This is a genomic window from Azospirillum sp. VT-I1, assembly GCF_055698305.1.
In genome coordinates this window covers 136,168-155,865 of the sequence record NZ_CP168802.1, presented here as the reverse complement: position 1 = coordinate 155,865, position 19,698 = coordinate 136,168, and the positions used below count along the sequence as shown (strand labels likewise).

General features: G+C 68.1%; 15 protein-coding genes and 1 pseudogene. 4 read left to right on the top strand and 12 right to left on the bottom strand.

Annotation, left to right across the window (positions count from 1 at the left end; all coding sequences use genetic code 11):
- Positions 1 to 6 precede the first annotated feature (6 nt).
- The 7 genes from AB8P05_RS14825 to AB8P05_RS14795 form a co-directional block, all read right to left on the bottom strand.
- Entirely contained in the window at positions 7 to 804 is a 798-nt protein-coding gene (locus tag AB8P05_RS14825) for an adenine nucleotide alpha hydrolase family protein (RefSeq protein WP_472759862.1), read from the bottom strand.
- Positions 797 to 2,041 (bottom strand): electron transfer flavoprotein subunit alpha/FixB family protein, encoded by a 1,245-nt coding sequence (locus AB8P05_RS14820; RefSeq protein ID WP_472759861.1) that lies wholly within the window; start codon positions 2,039 to 2,041, stop codon positions 797 to 799. The genes AB8P05_RS14825 and AB8P05_RS14820 overlap by 8 nt, the downstream gene beginning before the upstream one ends.
- Positions 2,038 to 3,954: a DUF3483 domain-containing protein gene (locus AB8P05_RS14815; protein ID WP_472759860.1), complete on the bottom strand. Its 1,917-nt coding sequence runs from the start codon at positions 3,952 to 3,954 to the stop codon at positions 2,038 to 2,040. The genes AB8P05_RS14820 and AB8P05_RS14815 overlap by 4 nt, the downstream gene beginning before the upstream one ends.
- Before the next feature lie 51 nt (positions 3,955 to 4,005).
- On the bottom strand, positions 4,006 to 6,051 hold the full coding sequence (locus AB8P05_RS14810) for an oxidoreductase (protein WP_472759859.1): 2,046 nt from the start codon (positions 6,049 to 6,051) through the stop codon (positions 4,006 to 4,008).
- Positions 6,052 to 6,209: 158 nt separating this feature from the next.
- Positions 6,210 to 7,364: a GlxA family transcriptional regulator gene (locus tag AB8P05_RS14805; RefSeq protein ID WP_455173163.1), complete on the bottom strand. Its 1,155-nt coding sequence runs from the start codon at positions 7,362 to 7,364 to the stop codon at positions 6,210 to 6,212.
- Positions 7,365 to 7,457: 93 nt separating this feature from the next.
- Entirely contained in the window at positions 7,458 to 8,603 is a 1,146-nt protein-coding gene (locus tag AB8P05_RS14800) for an FAD-binding oxidoreductase (RefSeq protein WP_472760139.1), read from the bottom strand.
- 100 nt (positions 8,604 to 8,703) lie between these two features.
- Positions 8,704 to 9,984 carry an aromatic ring-hydroxylating oxygenase subunit alpha gene (locus tag AB8P05_RS14795; protein ID WP_455173162.1) on the bottom strand — a complete coding sequence of 427 codons (1,281 nt, stop codon included), beginning with the start codon at positions 9,982 to 9,984 and terminating at the stop codon, positions 8,704 to 8,706.
- A 740-nt stretch (positions 9,985 to 10,724) separates the two neighbouring features.
- On the opposite strand from AB8P05_RS14795, the gene AB8P05_RS14790 reads away from it, so the two are divergent.
- The 3 genes from AB8P05_RS14790 to fae all read left to right on the top strand — a co-directional run bounded on the left by AB8P05_RS14790 (position 10,725) and on the right by fae (position 14,068).
- Complete coding sequence (locus AB8P05_RS14790) at positions 10,725 to 11,615, top strand: glycine betaine ABC transporter substrate-binding protein (RefSeq protein ID WP_455173161.1); 891 nt, start codon at positions 10,725 to 10,727, stop codon at positions 11,613 to 11,615.
- Between the two features lie 148 nt (positions 11,616 to 11,763).
- Positions 11,764 to 13,479, top strand: coding sequence for a methyl-accepting chemotaxis protein (locus AB8P05_RS14785; RefSeq protein ID WP_472759858.1), 1,716 nt, complete (start codon positions 11,764 to 11,766; stop codon positions 13,477 to 13,479).
- 37 nt (positions 13,480 to 13,516) lie between these two features.
- Positions 13,517 to 14,068, top strand: a complete 552-nt coding sequence (gene fae / locus AB8P05_RS14780; RefSeq protein ID WP_472759857.1) for a formaldehyde-activating enzyme — start codon at positions 13,517 to 13,519, stop codon at positions 14,066 to 14,068.
- Positions 14,069 to 14,403: 335 nt separating this feature from the next.
- On the opposite strand, the pseudogene AB8P05_RS14775 reads toward fae, so the two are convergent.
- The 5 genes and pseudogenes from AB8P05_RS14775 to AB8P05_RS14755 form a co-directional block, all read right to left on the bottom strand.
- Positions 14,404 to 15,369: pseudogene (locus AB8P05_RS14775) on the bottom strand (MFS transporter); the annotation flags it as partial.
- A gap of 70 nt (positions 15,370 to 15,439) precedes the next feature.
- Positions 15,440 to 15,625: a hypothetical protein gene (locus tag AB8P05_RS14770; protein WP_472759856.1), complete on the bottom strand. Its 186-nt coding sequence runs from the start codon at positions 15,623 to 15,625 to the stop codon at positions 15,440 to 15,442.
- A gap of 47 nt (positions 15,626 to 15,672) precedes the next feature.
- Complete coding sequence (purU, locus tag AB8P05_RS14765) at positions 15,673 to 16,536, bottom strand: formyltetrahydrofolate deformylase (protein ID WP_472759855.1); 864 nt, start codon at positions 16,534 to 16,536, stop codon at positions 15,673 to 15,675.
- A gap of 40 nt (positions 16,537 to 16,576) precedes the next feature.
- Positions 16,577 to 17,107 carry a YbaK/EbsC family protein gene (locus AB8P05_RS14760; RefSeq protein WP_472759854.1) on the bottom strand — a complete coding sequence of 177 codons (531 nt, stop codon included), beginning with the start codon at positions 17,105 to 17,107 and terminating at the stop codon, positions 16,577 to 16,579.
- Positions 17,108 to 17,296: 189 nt separating this feature from the next.
- Positions 17,297 to 18,325 (bottom strand): GlxA family transcriptional regulator, encoded by a 1,029-nt coding sequence (locus AB8P05_RS14755; RefSeq protein ID WP_472759853.1) that lies wholly within the window; start codon positions 18,323 to 18,325, stop codon positions 17,297 to 17,299.
- Between the two features lie 114 nt (positions 18,326 to 18,439).
- Between AB8P05_RS14755 and AB8P05_RS14750 the strand changes: the two genes are divergently transcribed.
- On the top strand, positions 18,440 to 19,693 hold the full coding sequence (locus AB8P05_RS14750; protein WP_109085702.1) for a sarcosine oxidase subunit beta family protein: 1,254 nt from the start codon (positions 18,440 to 18,442) through the stop codon (positions 19,691 to 19,693).
- Positions 19,694 to 19,698: the final 5 nt, after the last annotated feature.

Below are 19,698 nucleotides of genomic sequence, written 5' to 3'. Positions count from 1 at the left end.
GCATGTTCATGGCAGCATTCCCTGTTCGACAAGGCTGTCGTAGATGGCCAGCGCTCCCGCTTCGGCTGACGGGTTGACCAGCAGTTGGCCCTTTCCGCTCTTGCTCTCGGTCGCCGCCTTCAGCCGGTCCAGGGCCGAGCCGCCGCGCTTCACGCGCATCAGCTTGGGACGAGGGCGCCATGGCCGATGCTCGCAGTCCGACAGGAAGAGATCGGCGGTCGCCTGGACCGCCACCGGTTCGATGACGCCCCGCCGGGCCGGCCCGAAGGCCGAGGCACGGGCAGGCGGGGCGGACGGATGGACGGTCGCTATCAGGCGGCCGGTGACGGTCAAGGCCCGGCGCTGTCCGCGCGGCAGCGCCTGCACGATGTCCGCCGAACCCGGCTTGCCGTCGGGCCCGTCGGCGGGGGCGACCCGCACCACGTCGGAAACGACGGCGGCATCGAGGCCGCGGGCGACCAGATAGGGCAGCATGCCGCTGCCCTCGCCGTCCTCCGCCTGCCGTCCGGTCAAAACCAGCGAAGGGGCGAGGCGGCGCAGATGGGCGATCAGCGGTTCGACCGGATCGGCGCCTTCCGGCAGGACCAGCAGCGTCAGCCGCTCCAGCCCCATGCCGAGATAGGCCCGCAGCGCCTCGCCGTCGGCGGCCGGTCCGGCATGGATCGCGGTCAGCCGCCGCGGGCGCAGCGCCAGCGCCATCTCCAGCGCCTGCGCGTCGGTCGCGGCTCGGCGGGTTCGGCCGGAAACCGGATGGCGGCCGACGGACAGCAGGACGGCGACGTCGGCCATTGAGAGGTCAGTCATGGCGGCGCTCCCGGATGAGCCGGATCAGGGCGGGCATGATCTCCTGCGCATCGGCGACAATGGACAGGTCGGCGCGTTTGATCATCTCGGCGTGGAGGTCGGTGTTGACGGCGATCACATGGCGGACGGCGGTGATGCCCTGGAGATGCTGCGGCGCCCCGGCGATGCCGAAGGCAAGGTAGCAGCGCGCGCCGACCACCGTGCCGGAGGCGCCGACCTGCCGTTCGCGCGGCAGATGGCCGGCGTCGCAGACCACGCGGCTGCCGGCGCGGGTGGCGCCCAGCGCCTCGCCCAGTTCCGCGAAGCTCTGCCAGTCGGTCACGCCGTTGCCGGCGCTGAGGATGAAGTCGGTCTCCGACAGGGACAGCGCGTCGGGATCGACCGCCAGCCGGCGGGCGCCGCCCAGGCGGGGCAGGACCTCCTCCCCGGCGAGCGCCGGAGCGGCGAGATCGATCGGCCGGGCCTCGTGCCGGACGCCGTCGAGCGGGGCGAAGGCGTCCGCTGCCACCGTCATCAGCCGGGTGGGGCGGTGCCCGGTCTCCAGCGACCCGCCGGCCGACTGGCGGGTCGCCCGGTCGGGCGCGAGGCTCTGCACGCCGGAGAACAGCCGCTCCCCCGTCGCCGCCGCGACCCGCCGCGCCACGTCGCCGCCGTCCGGGCTGTCCGGGAACAGGACGTGGCGGGGGGACAGGGACGCCATCAGCGCCGAAGCGGCGGCGGCGCGCCGTTCCGGCACGTAATCGTCGGCCCAGCCGTCGGGCAGGGCGACATGGCGGTCGGATCCGGACTCCGCCAGCGCCTCGCCCGATCCGGTGGAGACGGTCACCACCGCCCCGCCGCCGCCACCATCTGCGCCATCGGCCAGCAGGCGGGCGGCGGCGATGACCTGCCGGTCATGCTCGCTGACCTCGCCGCCGGGGCGGTCGAGCACGGCGAGGACCAGATAGGCCGGCTCGGCGATCACCTGCAGCGGGATCGCGGGTGCCGTGGCGACGGCAATGCCGACCGCCGCGGCGGTTCCGGCCGTGGCCGCGTCGCGCGCCCAGTCGTAGCGCGGGCGCGGCTGGCGCTGCACCAGGGCCGCGTCGCGGATGGCGCGCGGATCGCGGCGGCGCTCGTTGCTCGTTGCGGCGACCGGCTGGCGCAGCAGGCGCGGGCGCTGGCCGGTCAGGATCGTGCGGGCGGCACGCTCGGCCCGGGGATCGACACGGCGGCGGATGACGGTGGGTTGGCTCATCGGGCGGTCTCCGTCGCGGCGAGCACCAGTTCGGCGATCTCCGCCACCTCCGGCCGGGGACCGACGACGCCTTCCAGCATCAGGGCGCAGTTGGGACAGGCGACGGCGACCATCGAGGCGCCGGTCTCCCGGACATGCTCCATGCGGACGTCGGGGATGCGGCGTTCGCCCGACACGTCGGTCAGCGGAGCGCCGCCGCCGCCGCCGCAACAGCTCGACCGCAAGCCGGAGCGCAGCATCTCCCGGCGCTCCACCCCGATGGCGTCCAGCAGGGCGCGCGGCGCCTCGATCTCGCCGTTGTAGCGGCCGAGATAGCAGGGGTCGTGGAAGGTTACGCTGCGGCCGACCGGCTTCGTCACCGTCAGCGCGCCCGCGGCGATCAGCTCCAGCAGCAGGGCGGTGTGGTGGACGACGGTCCAGCTGCCGCCGAAGGCCGGATATTCGTTGCGCAGCGTGTGCAGCGCGTGCGGGTCGGCGGTGACGATACGGCTGAAGCGGCGGGCGTTCAGCGTCGCCACGTTGCGGGTCGCCAGCGACTGGAAGGTCGCCTCGTCGCCCAACCGGCGGGCGACGTCGCCGCAATCCAGCTCCTCGTCGCCCAGCACGGCGAAATCCACCCCGGCGCGGCGCAGCAACACCACCAGAGCCCGCAGCGAGCGCTGGACCCGCAGGTCGAAGGCACCGTCGCCGACCCACAGCAGCGTGTCGCAGGACCCGCCGGCCGGCAGCCGGGGCAGCGACAGGTCGGCCGCCCAGTCCCAGCGCCGGGCGAGCGCACGGCCGCCGGGATTGTCGGTGGCGCGCAGCTCCTCCAGCATGACGGCGGCCTTGCCGGGGGTGGCGCCCAACTCCAGCGTCTGGAAGCGGCGGAGGTCCACCACGGCGTCCACATGCTCGATCATCATCGGGCATTCCTGCACGCAGGCGCGGCAGGTGGTGCAGGACCACAGCGTGTCGGGATGGATCATCGCGTCATGCCCGATCAGCGGCAGCGCCGCCCCGCCATGGGCCTTGCCGACACCGCGGCCGGGATGGGGGTTGCCGGCATAGGCGGCGTCGCTGGCCTGCCCGTCCATGGCGATGACCAGATCCTGCACCAGCTTCTTCGGGTTCAGCGGCAGGCCGGCAGCATAGGCCGGGCAGGCGGTCTCGCACCGTCCGCACTGGACGCAGGCATCGAAGCCGAGCAGGCGGTTCCAGGCGAAATCGACAGGACGTTCCACGCCCAGCGCGCCCGGCTCATTGTCCTTCGTGGGAGCAAGCGGCAGCGGCTTCAGCCCGGTGTCGCGCCCCTTGCCGTCATGGAAGCGGGCCGGACGCGGGTGGAAGGCCAGATGCAGCGCCCCATGCACCGCATGCTTCAGCGGTCCCTTCCACACGCCCCACACCAGATCTGCCAACGCCACCCCGGCAACTGCGACCAGGACCAGGGCCAGCGCCTCCGGCATCACGCCGCCCAGCGACTGGTCGAGAGCCACCAGCAGCAGGGAGCCGGAAAATCCAAGAAGCGACAGGGGGAGGCGGGCGAAGCGCCCCTGCGACAGCTCGCGCGGGCGCAGCACCCGGCGGCGATGCCGGACCATCAGGGCGCCCGCCAGCATGACCGCCAGCACAACGGCGAGCAGCAGCCAGACGAGGCGCGATCCGCCGATGGCGATAGCCATCGCCACCAGCAGCGCCAGTGCGGCGAGGAAGCCCCCGGCGACCAGCGCGTGGAAGCGGGCGTTGAACGGCGTCCGCCCCACCACATGGTGCACATCGACCAGATAGCGGCCGGGCAGGGCGCGCAGCCCCGTGACCACGCCGACCCTCGCCGGCCGGCCGGCCAGCCAGCGCCGCGACTGCCAGACGGCCAATGCCGCGCCGATGGCAAGGACGGCAAGGACGACGGTGGTGAGAGCGGTGGCGATCACGTCGGACGGCTCCTGTCGCTTGGCTGGGGTCGCTGGGCGGGGGTGGAGGTGTCAGATGTCCTTGCAGAGACGCGCCGCGTCGTAGATGGCGGCGTGGATGTTGCGGCCGGCCACAGCGTCGCCGATGCGGTGCAGCGTGTAGCCGCCATGGCCGTTGGCCTGCACCGGCTGCGGCCGGCCGGCGATCAGGCTGTCGAGGTCGGTCTCGCCGCGGTTCAGCGAGTGGTCCTTCAGATCGAAATAGAGGGCGTCGTTGGGCAGGGTGCCCAGCTCCACCACGATCTGGTCGACCAGCCGCTCCTCTTCCTCGTGGGTGTATTCGTTGCGCAGGACGGCGACGCGGCGGTTGCCCTCCTGGTAGATCTCCACGAGCTGGTGGTTGGTGGTCATCACCACGTTCAGCTTGTACAGCTCGCGCAGGTGGATCGGTTGGTTGGTGGTGCCGACCTCCTCCGCGATCATGCGGTCGGGGGTGGCGATCTCCACCAGGGCGCCGCGCTTGGCCATGAATTCCGCGCAGGACGCGCCATGATGCTGGCCGGTGCCGTCATACATCAGCACGGTTCCCGTCGGCTCGACCGCTCCGGTCAGGACGTCCCAGGTCGAGACCGCCAGATCGGCGCCCTTGAAGTCGCCGCGGTTGGGACGGCCGCCGGTGGCGAGGATCACCACGTCGGGTGTCTCGGCCTCCACAGTCGCGCGGTCGGCCTCCACCCCAAGGCGGACATCGACGCCCAGCTTGGTGACCTGCTGCGACAGCCAGCGGGTGATGCCGCTCATCGCCTCGCGCCAGGTTGCCTTGGCGGCGACGTTGATCTGGCCGCCGGGGGCGGCGTTGCGTTCGAGCAGGACGACCGAGTGGCCGCGCTCGGCGCAGACGCGGGCGGCTTCCAGGCCGCCGGGGCCGCCGCCCACCACCACGACGCGGCGCTTGCGCTCCGCCTTCGGGATGACGTGCGGCATCGTGCGCTCGCGGCCGGTCGCGGCGTTCTGGATGCACAGCGCGTCGCCGCCGACATAGATGCGGTCGATGCAATAGCCGGCGCCGACGCACTGGCGCACATCGTCCAGCCGCCCTTCCATCAGCTTGCGCACCAGATGCGGATCGGCGATGTGGGCGCGGGTCATGGCGACCATGTCGACATGGCCTTCCTCCACCGCGCGGGCGGCGGTGGCGAGGTCGGTCACCCGCTGGGCGTGGAAGACGGGAATGCCGGCTTCGCGCTTGATGCCGCTGGCCAGATGCAGGAAGGGGGCGACCGGGAAGGACATGTTGGGCAGCGAGATGGCATGCGCCAGATGATCGCGCGCCTGTCCGCCCAGCACGTTCACGAAGTCGATCAGCCCGCGTTCGGCATAGGTGCGGGCGATGGCGATGCAGTCCTCGTGGCTGAGGCCGTCGTCGATCAGCTCGTCGCCGGACATGCGCATGCCGATGACGTAGTCGTCGCCGACCTCGGCGCGGATCGCCTCGAACACCTCGATGCCGAAGCGCATGCGGTTTTCCAGGCTGCCGCCGTACTTGTCGGTGCGCCGGTTGACCGAGGGGCTCCAGAACTGGTCGATCAGGTGGCCGTGGGCGGCCGACAGCTCGAAGCCGTCCAGGCCGCCTTCCTTGCAGCGGCGGGCGGCGGCGGCATAGCCGGCGATGATCCGCTTGAAGTCGAAATCCTCCATCTCCTTCGGCGTGTTGCGGTGCGCCGGTTCGCGGGTGGCCGAGGCGGAGACGGTGGGCAGCCAGTTCTCGGTGTCCCAGCGGGTGCGCCGGCCCATGTGGGTCAGCTGGATCATCAGCGCCGCGCCATGGCGGTGCACCCGGTCGGAGAATTCGCGGAAGAAGGGAATGACGCTGTCGTCGGCGACGGAAATCTGGTTCCACGGCGCCGCCGGGCTGTCCACCGCGACGGAGGAGGAGCCGCCGAACATCGTCAGGCCGATGCCCCCCTTCGCCTTTTCCTCGTGGTAGAGCTGGTAGCGTTCCTTCGGCTTGCCTTCGGACCCGTAACCCGGCGCATGGCTCGTGCTCATCACGCGGTTACGGATCGTCAGATGCTTGATCTGCAGAGGCTTCAGAAGGGCTTCGGCTGGTGAGGACATGGCAGGAACGATCCCCAGTATTGAGCCTGCCAAGAATTCACCATCGCCGCGATTGTCGCGTTGCCCCCCGCGACCATGAATTACCTTTTTGCGACAGGGGCGGAACGGGTCGATCAAATGCCTGAATTTGCGAGAGAATTGGAGGAATCTGTGTCCCGTCAGTCCACCGGTGCGCTGTCCTGGACAGTCGGCGCCGGATCCTCGAACAGGCGGCGGTCGGGCAGAAGGGAATCGCCGTTCGTGCGGCGGAAGGCGGCGAGAGGCGAGAAATGCGGATCTGCCTCCGCATCCGGCACGGCGGTGCGGCGCACCTCCGACGGTGAAACGCCGAACAGCTCCCGGAACTGGCGGGAGAAATGCGCGCAGTCGGCGAAGCCGGCCTCGTTGGCGATGGCGGTGACCGAGCGCTTCGTGTTGCGCAGCAGCCAGTGGCCATAGCGCAGGCGCAAGGACCGGTAATAGGTGGCCGGGCTGGTGCCCACCGCCAGCCGGAACAGCCGTTCGAACTGCCGGGTGCTGACGTTCAGCCGGTGGACGATCTCCTCGACCGACAGCGGATCGCTGATGTGCTGTTCCATCAGCAGCAGGGCGCGGCGGACGCGGTCGTTGGTGATCTCCACCACCGTCGGCGGCTGGGGCTGCGACTGGCTGGCGGGACGCGCCTTGTCGATCAGCAGGATGTGCATGGTTTTCTGGGCGGTGGCGCGGCCCAGATGGCGCTCGATCAGGAAGGCGGCCAAATCCGCCACCCCGGCGCCGCCCGAACAGGTGATGCGGTCGCGGTCCACCACATAGAGCTGGTCGGCCACCGGCACCAGATCGGGAAATTCCTCGATGAAATCGCGGTGATGGTACCAGCTGACGCAGCAGCGCCGGTTCTTCATCAGGCCGATGCGGCTCAGCACGAAGCTGCCGGTGCACACGCCGACCAGAGTCACGCCGTAGGAGGCCGCGGCGCGCAGATAGGCCAGCGCCTCGTCGTCCAGTTGAGGGCCGGCATGCAGCAGCCCGCCCACCACGACCACATAGTCGAAGCGGCGGGGATCGGTCAGCGGTTCCCAGCGGGCGACGCCGATGCCGCAGCTGGACATCACCGGCTCCGCCCGCGACCCCATGATGGTCCAGCGGCAGCGGATCTGCCGCGACCGGTCGCCGTCGTCGGCCGCCAGCCGCAGGGCGTCGATGAAGGGGGCGAGCGCCGTCAGGGTGAAGTTGTTGGTCAGGATGAACCCGACCGACAACAGCGCGCGTTCCTCCTGCCGGGGGGCGGGACCGCTACCGCCGAAACGGCGATATTCCACTGTCTTCCCCACCAGGACATCCCCCCAGTATGACGGCCCTGATTAATCCTTCGGAATGCTAGCGTCAGCGGCCTGCCCCCGGAAGACAATTCATCGGCGATGCCGCTAACGCTCTATCACCAGATCGCTGGTTGGCCGGCTGCAGCAGAGCAGGATCAACCCCTGGTCGATCTCGCGCTTGCGGATGCCGCCGGTGTGGTTCATCTCGACCGTGCCTGAGATCAATCTCGTCTTGCAGGTTCCGCACAGCCCGCGCGCGCAGGAGGTCGGAACCCGGATGTCGGCGGCCGACGCCGCATCCGCCACGGCCATGTCCGGCGGGCAGGCGAAGACCTTGCCGGTCTTGGCGAACTCGATGCGGAATCCGTCGGAAGGCGGCGCGTTCGCGCTCGGCACGTCCAGGCCCGGCACGTCCGTGGTCTGGGCGGCCTGGGCCGGCGGCTGTCCCGCGGCGAGTTCGGCCGCCAGCTCCTCGAAGTTGAAGCTCTCCTGATGGTAGCGGCTCATGTCGAAGCCGCCCTGCTCCAGGAAGGCGCGCACCGCCTTCATGAAGGGGCCGGGTCCGCAGACATAGACCTCCCGGTCCATGAAGTCCGGCGCGATCATCCCCAGCATCGGCAGCGACAGCCGGCCGGTGAAGCCCGCCCAGTGGGCCTCGCTGCCGATCCCCTCGCAGACATGGGCGACGCGAAGGCGGCGGCCGGGACCGGTCAGCGCGTCCAGTTCGCGGCGGAAGACGATGTCGGCCGGGGTCCGGGCGGCATGGACGAAGACGATGTCGTGGTCCTCGCCCAGATCGTCGAAGGTCCGGGTCATCGACATCAAAGGGGTGATGCCGCTGCCGCCGGACAGGAACAGGAATTTGCGCGGCGTCCCGGAGTCTCCCGGCAATTCGCCGGGAGTGAACTCGCCGAGCGGGCCGACCGCGCGGATGGTGTCGCCCGGCTTCAGGGTGTCGTGCAGCCAGTTCGAAACCGGGCCGCCGGGCACGCGCTTGACGGTGATCGACAGCCGGTGCGGCCGCGCGGCGGAGGAGGAGACGGTGTAGCTGCGGTGCACGGTCCCGCCGCCGATGGGCAGTTCCAGCGTGATGAACTGGCCCGGCTTGAAGCGGAACAGGCAGGGTTGCTTCGGCGCGAAGACGAAGGTCTTCACATCGTGCGTTTCGTCCCGCACCGCCCGGCAAACCAGCGTGTCGTCGATCTCCGGATCCCAGTCCCGGACCGGAGGCGGAGCCGCATCCTGCCGCATCGTCATCTCTCTCCCCCTGAATCCTGAGCCCCTGAAACCTGAGCCGTGGACGACAGGCGGTCCCGGCGCTCTGTCCGCCGGGACGCGCCCTGGCGCCCTGTCATTCGGCGGCGACGCTCACCGCGGCCTGCTTGCCCAGCAGATGCTCGGACATGCGGCCGACGTACCATTCCGTGAACTTCTCCACGAGCGGCTCGGTGTAGGGCGAATAGGGGCCCGGCTCGTAGGCGGGGCTGATCGCGCCGTTGTGCGAGATCTCGACCAGATCGGCATCCTGCTGGTTGGTCGCCTCCCACACCTCGGTCAGGCGGTTCAGGTCGTAATCGACGCCTTCCACCGCGTCCTTGTGGACCAGCCAGCGGGTGCGCAGCAGGTTGCGGTCGGGGCCGAGCGGGAACACCGAGAAGGTGACGATGTGGTCGCTCATGAAGTGGTTCCACGAGTTCGGCTGGGTCCAGAAGGACAGGGCGCCCAGCTTGCGCTCGGTGATCGACCCCAGCAGCTTGTTGGAGGCGCAGCGGGTGTCCTTGGTGTGAGCCTCGCCGGCGCCGTCCAGCGGCAGGCGTTCGGTGCGGAAACCGGTCACGTCGGTCAGACGCTCGACCTCGCGGCTGGGGAAGCCGGCCGCCTCCCAGCCGACATGGCAGGACTGCACCAGCGCCTCGTACTTGGCGGCATGTTCCATCCGCTTCGGGTTGGTGCCGTCGGGGGCGAAGCCGAAGCCGTATTCGAACAGCGGGATGGTCAGTTCCGGATGGTTGCCGACACAGTGGTAGCATTCACGATTGTTCTCCATCGTGAGCTTCCAGTTGCCCTTCTCGATCAGATCGACGGTCTTGGCGACCTTGCAGTTCTTCAGATCGTGCGGAAGGATGTAGGGCTCGATGGCCGCCGCCATGCGGTCGATGTCGTCCGGCGCTTCCTCCGCCAGGCAGATGAAGATCAGGCCGCCGACAGAGCGGATGTGGACCTTCTTCAGGTTCCGGCACTTGCGGTCAAAATCATTGCCCATATGCTCGGCGAACAGAAGCTCCCCGTCCTGCCCGTAGGTCCACTGGTGATAGCTGCACACCAGATTGCCGACGGAAGTCTTCTCCTTCAGGATGATGCGCGCGCCGCGGTGGCGGCAGACATTGTGAAAGGCGCGCAGTTCCATGTCGTCGTCGCGCATGACGATGACGGACGTCTTGCCGATGTCCACCACCATCACGTCGCCCGGCTCCGGCACGTCCGGTTCCACGCCCACATGCAGCCAGTGGCGGCCGAAGATGATCTCCATGTCCAGCTTGAAGATCTCTTCGCTGGTGTAGAACGGGGCTTCCAGGCTGTAGCCCTTCTTGCGGCGCGTCAGCAGGGATTCTATGGAGATCTCGGACGACATGGCGGTTGACCTTCTGCGGGAGTGGGCCTGTGGGAGCTGAGCCGTACGTTCGTGGAACCGCTTCAGCCTTGACCGGGCTGTACTTTCTTCGATTCCACGACGGACAGCCTGCCGCCGGGCGAAGCACCCCGCGTTCTGGATTGCGACATCAACTTTAAAAAGGCCGACAGGCGGTCCTGTCTTTTTGCGCAAGCCGGACTTCGGCAATAGCCGATTTGCGACATGCCGCATTTATTCAACAACGGTGGCCGCCCCGTTCAATCGGGAGAATTGCCGGCCGGCCGCGCGACGTCATCCGAAGACCACCGATCGACGTCCGCAACGTCTCGACGCCTTCGCATTGGCGCAGCATTTCCCTATTTCCATGGCAGATTTTGAAGTCCCTGCTCGCATATCGGGCAGAATTCGGCTGCAGAGTGGGAGTTCGTACAGAGCTGTCGCAAATCCGATACGAATTGCCGTTCTGATGTAGGTTTTTTGCTTTCCGGGCCGGCATTCTTCCTCAATCGACACTGATGCCCGCAACCATGTGCGTCGGTTGGAAGCAGCTTTTCGTCTTGATGCCGCAAGGTGGCCGGCCGGCCGCATCCACGGATACGGGGCCGTCACCCGATCGCGTTCACCGGTAGGACAGAGGTGATCTCCCGGGCCGCAGGCACGCGCCCCGTTCAAGTCCAGGGGCGAAAGTCCGGCCCGTCAGAACAGACGAGTACAAACAAACGATAAGAGGAGGCTTCTTGATGAGAATCTTCGGTAAAGCCTTGGGCATGCTGCTGTCGGCGGCCATGACGGTCGGTCTGGGGGCCGGCGTGATCGCCAGCCCGGCGCTGGCCGCCGGGAAGTCCATCAACATCGGCTGGACCGCCTGGTCGGACGCCGAGGCGGTGACGAAGCTGGCCAAGCACGTGATCGAGGAGCGGTTCGGCTACAAGGTTGAGCTGACCATGGCCGACATCGGCATCCAGTATCAGGGCATCGCCAGCGGCAAGCTCGACGCCATGCTGATGTCGTGGCAGCCGCTGACCCACAAGCCCTATCTCGACAAGGTCGGCAAGGACATCGTCGATCTCGGCCCGCTCTACACCCGTGCCCGTCTGGGCTGGGTCGTGCCGGACTATATTCCGGTCGATCAGGTCAAGACCATCGACGACCTGAAGAAGCCGGAGGTGCAGAAGCAGCTGGGCGGCAAGGTCCAGGGCATCGATCCGGGTTCGGGGCTGATGCAGGCGTCCGAAAAGGCGCTGAAGACCTACGATCTGAAGGGATTGCAACTGGTGTCGGCCAGCGACGCCGCGATGCTTGCCGCCCTGGAGCGCGCCATGAAGCGCAACGAGTGGATCGTCGTGACGAGCTGGAGCCCGCACTGGATGTTCGCCAACTGGAAGCTGCGCTACCTGGAGGATCCCAAGGGCGCGCTGGGCGGTCTGGAGAGCGTGAACGCCATCGTCCGCAAGGGCTTCTACCAGGATCACCCGGAGGTCTACGAGTTCCTGAACCGGATGGTCCTGCCGATCGGCGACCTGGAGGCGATGATGCAGGAAGCCCGCCAGACCAGCTATGAGCAGGCGGTCGACAACTACATCAAGAACAACAAGGCCCGGATCGATTACTGGGTCACCGGCAAGCTCTGATCCGCTGCCGGGCCGCGGCCGCCGGTGTGGCGGCCGCGCACCCTTTCCCGCGGCGTCCATGGAGGCGGCCCGTTCGCAGCGCGGTCGCGTGACGAAGGGCCGTCTCCAGCCATTCCCGTTTTCAGTCCGTCCATGACCGGGATCGCCGATGAACTCGTCAGCTCACATGCAGGGCACCGTGCCGGCCGGCACCGGGATGTTGTCGGCCGAAGGACTGTGCAAGGTCTATGGCGGCAACGCCGCCCGGGCATTGGCCATGCTGCAGGCCGGCATGGACCACGCCGACATCCGGCAGGAAACCGGCGCGACCGTGGCCGTGGCCGATGTCTCGTTCGACCTATCGGCCGGCGAGATCCTCGCGGTGCTGGGGCGGTCCAACTCCGGCAAGTCCACCCTGGTCCGCATGGTGAACCGTCTGGTGGAACCGACCGCCGGGACCGTGGTCCTGAACGGACGCGACATGGCGGCGATGACGCCGGCCGAACTGGTGGCCGCCCGCCGCGGCGCCATGGCGATGACGTTCGGCGCCGTGGCGCTGATGCCGAACCGCAGCATTCTGGAAAACGTGGCCTTCGGGCTGGAAGTTGCGGGCTTGCGCCGGCGCGACCGGCATGAGCGCGCCCTGGCCCTTCTGGAGCGCATGGGGCTGGCCCATCTCTCCAGCCGGCGCCCGCAGGAGATCCCGCCCGATGCGCGGTTGCGGATCGGGCTGGCGCGCTCCCTGATCGGCGATCCGCCGCTGCTGCTGATGGATTTGCCCTTTGCCGGGGTCGATCCCGTCCTGCGGTCGGAGCTGGAGGCCGAGTTCCTCGACTGGCAGCGGGCGCATCGCGCCGCCGTGCTGCTGACCACGCAGGACCCGGACGAGGCGATGCGGCTTGCCGACCGGATCGCCGTGATGGAGGCGGGACGCATCACCCAGACCGGCACCCTGGACGAAATCCTGGAGCATCCTGCCAACGATCAGGTCCGGTCCGCCTTCCAGGACATCGCGGCGCGGCGGCGCGAGCGCCTGCGCTCCGCCCATCTGGAAGCGCTGATTTCCGATTTCGAACGGACGGCGATGGAGGGGCTGGACACGGTGGATTCGTCGGCGAGCGCGCTCGACGGCACCGCGCGCCAGCTGACCGGCATCATCGACCGCACCAACGAACAGGCGGGCGCCACCGTGGTGGCCGCGGAACAGATCGCCGGCAACGTCCAGTCCGTCGCCGCCCTGGCCGACGACACCTTCCGCTCGTTGGAGGAAATCCGTCTTCGCATCGACGATTCCGCCCGCATCGCCCAGTCGGCGGTGGAGCAGGCCAGGAAGGCCGACCAGTCGGTGCACAGCCTGCGGCAGTCGGCCGAGGATATCGGCAATGTCGTGCGCATCATCGACGAGATCACCGGGCAAACCAATCTGCTGGCCCTGAACGCCACCATCGAAGCCGCGCGCGCCGGGGAGGCCGGCAAGGGCTTCGCGGTGGTGGCGCAGGAGGTGCGCCAGCTGGCCAGCCAGACCGGCAAGGCGACGCAGGACGTCTCGCTCCGCATCCAGGCGATGCAGGACGCCACCGGCAACGCCGCCCAGGCCCTTCAGAGCATCACCGCGGTGATCGAGGAGATCAGCACCATCTCGCTGGCCATCGCCCGGTCGATGGAGGCGCAGGCCGCCGCATCGGCCACCATCCACACCAGCATCGACCAGGCGGCATCCGGGGCGGGCGTGGTCGCCCGCAACGCCCGGCATGTCACCGGCGGTGCCCGCGACACCGAAAGTGCCACCCGGCACGTCCTGACCGCCGCTGCGGATCTGGCCGGCCAGACCGAACGGCTGCGCCGCAGCATCGAACTGTTGCTGGACGGCATCCGCACCGGATGACCGCCGGCACCACCCTTTCCAAGAGAGCAACGTTCCCATGAGCAATCCGCTGTTCCGCGTCGGCGAGGCCACCGTGTTCGCCAAGGAAGGCCAGTTCACCGACGCCATGCCGGAGATCGTGATCGGCACGGTCGACGGCCCGGCCGGCCATGCGTTCGCCACCATGATGGGGCAGACCGCCGGCCACACCCGCATGTTCGCGGTGCGGGACTGCAACCAGATGGTCCGCCCGGCCACCATGATGGTGTCCAAGGTGACGATGAAGTCCAGCGCCTATGTCGACCTGTTCGGCGGCGTCGTCCAGGCCGCCACCGCCGACGCGGTGCTGGACTGCGTGATCGAAGGCGTTCTGCCGCGCGACGGCATCAACGATCTGTGCATCCTGGTGATGGTCTGGATCGATCCGCGCTGCGCCACCGATCCGAACCTCGATCGCGCCGATCTCTACCGCACCAATTACGAGGCGACCAAGATCGCCGTCGGGCGGGCGATGCGCAACGAACCCACCATCGACGAGCTGATCGAAAACCGGCACAAGGTCCGGCATTTCATGCTGGATTCGCAGGGTGATTCTTGCCGCCGGACGTGAAGCCTGAGACGTCGGGCTTCACGTTCGCATCCAGACGGCAGCTTGCGCCGGTCAGCCGATGCCGTCCCCGGTGCTTTCCCTGGGGGCTCCTCGCCCGTCATGCCGTCCAAGGGCCCGGCGATCGGTGCCTGGGGCAGGAAGGGAAGGCGCTGGTCGAAGGGGACCGGGGGCCGGACCGTCATGCGCCACAGCGCGAACCACAGCGCGGCGACCGCCACCAGCGCCGTGAACAGGAACAATCCATCCTGTTCGAACGTCGCCATCACCAGAGAGGCCAGGAAGGGCCCGGCGATGGCGCCCATCGAGAATCCCAGCACCATGGCGCCGCTCGCAGGCACCATCTCGGCGGGCGTCAGGAAGTCGTTGGTGTGCGAGACGCAGATCGGATAGATCGCGAAGATGATCCCGCCGAACAGGGCGATGCCGCCGACGAGAGGGCCGAAGCCGCTCTGCGGAAGCATCGTCATGCCGATGCTGATGACGGCCAGTGCTGCGAACAGGCCGACCAGCACCAGCCGCCGGTCGAAGAGATCCGACAGCTTCCCGAACGGCCACTGGAGAATCATGCCGCCGATGATGGCGGCGCTGACGAAGGTCGCCGACTGGCCGAGATCATAGCCCAGGTGCCGAATATAGACCGGACCCAGCCCATAGAAGGCGCCGACCACCAGCCCGCTGATCACCGTGCCGACGAACCCCAGCGGACTTGCGCGATAGAGATCACGGATGCGGACGGGCGCCGGTTCCTGCAGAAGGGGCGGGGCCTTGCGGCTCAGCGCAACCGGCAGAAGGGCGAGCGATATCAGGATCGACACCAGGACGAACTGCCTGAAGCCATGTGGGTCGTCGATGACCATCAGATACTGGCCGGCCCCTTGCGCCCCGTAGAGCGCGATCATGTAGAGGGCCAGGATCCGCCCGCGCGTGGCCGATGTGGCGCTTTGGTTCAGCCAGCTTTCGATGCAGACGAACAGGCCGGCCATGCAGCAGCCTTCGACGAGGCGCAGGGCGGTCCAGGCGAGCGGATCGGACCCGAGGGCATGCCCCAGGGTCGCGGCGACCATCACCGTTGCGGAGGCGCTGAAGGCGCGGATGTGGCCGACCTGGGCGATGAGCCGGTATGCCTGCGTCGACCCGACCGTCACCCCCAGGTAATAGGCGGCGGTCAGGGCGCCGAGCAGGATGGGCGGCGCGCCCGCGGCATCCATGCGGACGCTGACGATGGTGGTCAGCGCCCCCGTCCCGCCCATCATCAGCAAAACCGCGACGAGCAACGGGACGATCGGTTGGATGAGGGGCATCGCGTGGTCCGCAGGCGTGGGAAGAGATCGACGGGTCGCAGTTCGGCGGCGCGGTTCGGGGAACGCGCCGTTACGGCTCCCGCGTGCCGGCGGCGCCGTCCCGGCCGCTGGCCAGGAAGGCTTCGACGGCGGCGAGCGCCATGCGCTCGTCCTCGATGACGACATGCCGGCGCAGCTCCTGCACCGCCGCGGCGAGGCCGCCGGTCGCGAAGGCTTGCCGGACCGCCTGGGTGGCTCTTTCGTCGATCAGTTGCATGGTTCCTGGACTCCTTCGGGAGAGGTCGGCAAACCGGCCGCGGGAGGTTACCGCAGCACGATGGCCCGATGATCGTGGAGCATGACGCGCGCTTCGATGTGCAGCCGGATGGCGCGGGCCAGGACGACGCTTTCGACGTCGCGGCCGATGGCGACCAGATCGTCGGGCGACATGGAATGGTCGACGCGCGCCACCTCCTGCTCGATGATTGGCCCTTCGTCGAGATCGTCGGTGACGTAGTGCGCCGTGGCGCCGATCAGCTTCACGCCGCGGGCGTAGGCCTGGTGATAGGGCTTGGCACCCTTGAAGCTGGGCAGGAAGCTGTGATGGATGTTGATGATCCGCCCCGCCATCCGCGTGCAGAGATCCTGCGAGAGCACCTGCATGTAGCGGGCGAGCACGACGAGTTCCACGCCCTGCGTCTCCACGATCTCCATCAGGCGGAGTTCCTGCTCCCGCTTGTTGCCGGGGGAGACCGGGAGGTGATGGTAGGCGATGCCATGCGATTCGACCAGCGACCGGAAGGCGTCGTGGTTGGAGACGACGCCGACGATGTCGATGGGCAGCGCCCCGATGCTGTGCCGGTACAGAAGGTCGTTCAGGCAATGGCCGAACTTCGACACCATGATGAGGATCTTCGGCCGCCGCCGGGCGTCGCGCAGCGTCAGGGTCATCGCGAAGCGGTCCACGACGGGTTGCAGATCCTCGATGAGAACGGCGTCGTTCCGGATCGCTTCCGGCGCGTCGAAGGCCATCCGCAGGAAGAATTGCTCGCCGTCGTGATCGACGAACTGCGCGCTTTCGATGATGTCGCAGTTGCGGTCCGACAGGTAGGTCGATATGGCGGAGATGATCCCCGGCCGGCTCCGGCAACTGACGTTCATGTAGAACTGGTTTTGATTGGAACGCATCGCAGGTCTCGCGCCGAAGGGTGGCCGGGGGAAGGTGGGGTCAGGCGATGTCGACGATGGTCGGCTCATAGCCGAGGCGGCGCAGGAAGGCCGACAGGTCGTCGGGGTGCATCGACAGCGTCGCGCGGTTCGTCATCGGGTGGAAATTGACGGTGTCGCCGGCCAGCACGCGGCGTTCCAGCACCAGCCGGACGCGGCGCTCCTTGTCCGCCACCAGGGCCAGCGGGCTCACGCCGCCCGGCTCGATGGACAGGACCTGCTCCAGCGTGACCGGCGAGGCGAAGGACAGCTTGGCCGCGCCGATGACCGGGGCCAGTTCCTTCAGGTTCACCGACTGATCGTGCGGCAGCACCACCAGCCACAGGACGCCCTTGGCATCCTTCAGAAGCAGGTTCTTGGTGTGCACGCCGGGAACGCTGCGCCAATGCTCCTCCGCGTCGGCGACGGTGCGCACCGGCGGATGGGCGTGCAGGCGCATCGGCGTCGTCGCCAGGGCGAGTTCCCGGCACAGCTCCTCGGGAATGCCGGCCTCACGCCAGTGCATCTGCATGGTGTCGTTGTCGTCGAGCATGTTCGCCGTCCTTGTCTGTCCGGGTCTGTCCGGCAAGCCGCGGAAGGCGGTTCGCCGCGATGCGGGTCGGGGCCGCGGTGGATGCTCCGCGCTCCCGACTGTTTGGATGGACACAGCATGGCGAAAGGATCCACCCGCCGATTGTACGGGTGCGTCAACGGCGTGGAATGGAACAGCCGTGGCGGAGTCTCAGCCCTTGCGGAAGACGGACGGCGTCATGCCGCGGCGTTCCTTGAAGGCGCGGACGAAATGCGAGGAATCGCAGAAGCCGACGGCGGCGGCGATCTCCGTCACCGACTGTTCGGTGTTGCGCAGCAGGAACTCGGCATGCTCCAGCCGCATGATCCGGTAAGCCTCGGTCGGCGTCATGCCCAGCGCGTTCTGGAAATGCCGCTCCATCTGGCGCCGGGGGGCACCCAGGCGGCGCGCCATCTCCGCCACCGACAAGGGCACGTCGATGTTCTGCTGCATCAGCAGCAGCGCCTTCCGCACCACCTCGTCGTTGGTGGAGAAGTCGAGCGGAATGCCCGGCTGCGGCTTCTCCCCGCGCAGCGCGTCGTCGATGATCATGATGTGCAGGCTCTTGCGCGCCTGGGCGCGGCCGACATGCTTTTCGACGAGATGGGCTGCGAGATGGGCCGAGCTGGTCCCGCCCGAGCAGGTCAGCCGGTCGCGGTCGACGATGAAGATCTGGTCGGACACCGGCGTGATGCCGTCGAACTGCTCCAGGAAATCGGCGTGATGGAACCAGCTGATGCAGCAGCGGTATCCGTCCATCAACCCGGCGCGCTGCAGGATGAAGGCGCCGGTGCACACACCCACCAGCGGGATCTTTGCCGCCGCCGCCTGCCGCAGATAGCGGATATAGTCGGGGCTGAGGTTGGAGATCTCGTCGATCAGCCCGCCGATCACGACGATATAGTCGAACTTGGCCGGATCGCCCAGCCGTTCGGTCGGCTGCACCAGCATGCCGCAGCTGGACGCCACCGGCCGCATCTGGTCCGAAAGAACGGCCCACTCGCACAGGATCGGCCGGCTGCGGTCGCCCTCGTCGGCGGCGAGCCGCAGCACGTCGACGAAATTCGCGAAGGCGCACAGCGTGAAGCGGTGGGCGAGGATGAAACCGACGGACAGGCGCGGCGCCGCCGGGCGGTCCGGGAACCGGCCGCCCCTGGTGGCGTTGGACCTGACGCTGCCTGCCGCGATGCTATTGGACATGTGACCTCCGGCGGTCGAACCGTCGCACAGGTGACATTAAACTGACGCATCCGTTCTGTCCAACGTTGGGTCGCTTCCCGATACTGTCAGCACATTGAACTTCGCGGTGCTGCCATGACCCGCTTCTCATTTTCCTCGCTGTTGACCAATGCGCTGACCGGCAACAAGAACTGGCAGCCTCAATGGCCCGATGCGGAACCGAAATCCGAATATGACGTCGTGATCGTCGGCGCGGGCGGGCATGGTCTGGGTGCTGCCTATTATCTCGCCAAAGAACACGGCATCACCAACGTCGCGGTGGTGGAGAAGGGGTGGCTCGGCGGCGGCAACACCGGCCGCAACACCACCATCATCCGCTCCAACTACCTGTACGACGAAAGCGCCCGCCTGTACGAGCATGCGGTGAAGCTGTGGGAAGGGCTGAGCCAGGAGCTGAACTACAACGTCATGTTCTCGCAGCGCGGCGTGATGATGCTGGCGCACACGGTGCATGACATCCAGAGCTTCAAGCGCCACATCCATTCCAACCGCCTGAACGGCATCGACAACGAGTGGCTGACGCCGGAGCAGGCCAAGGAATACTGCCCGCCGCTGAACATCGCCGCCAACGCCCGCTATCCGGTCATGGGGGCGGCACTGCAGCGGCGCGGCGGCACCGCCCGCCATGATGCGGTGGCCTGGGGCTATGCGCGGGCCGCCTCAGCGCGCGGGGTCGACATCATCCAGAACTGCCCGGTGACCGCCATCCGCCGCGACGCCTCCGGCCGCGTCACCGGGGTGGAGACGGCGCGCGGCTTCATCAAGGCGAAGAAGGTCGCGGTTTCGGCCGCCGGCAACACCTCGGTGGTGATGGACACCGCCGGCGTCCGGCTGCCGCTGGAAAGCTATCCGCTGCAGGCGCTGGTGTCGGAGCCGATCAAGCCGGCCTTCCCCTGCGTGGTGATGTCCAACACGGTGCATGCCTACATCAGCCAATCCGACAAGGGCGAACTGGTCATCGGGTCGGGCACCGACCAGTACACCTCCTACAGCCAGCGCGGCGGTCTGCCGCTGATCGAGCACACGGTCGCCGCCATCTGCGAGGTGTTCCCGATCTTCAACCGCATGCGCATGCTGCGCAAATGGGGCGGCATCGTCGACGTCACGCCCGACCGCTCGCCGATCATCGGCAAGACGCCGGTGCCGGGTCTGTACGTCAATTGCGGCTGGGGCACCGGCGGCTTCAAGGCGACGCCGGGGTCGGCCAACGTCTTCGCCCACACCATCGCCCGCGACGAGCCGCACCCGATCAACGCGCCCTTCACGCTGGAGCGCTTCAAGACCGGCCGGCTGATCGACGAGGCCGCCGCCGCCGCCGTCGCGCATTGAGGAGA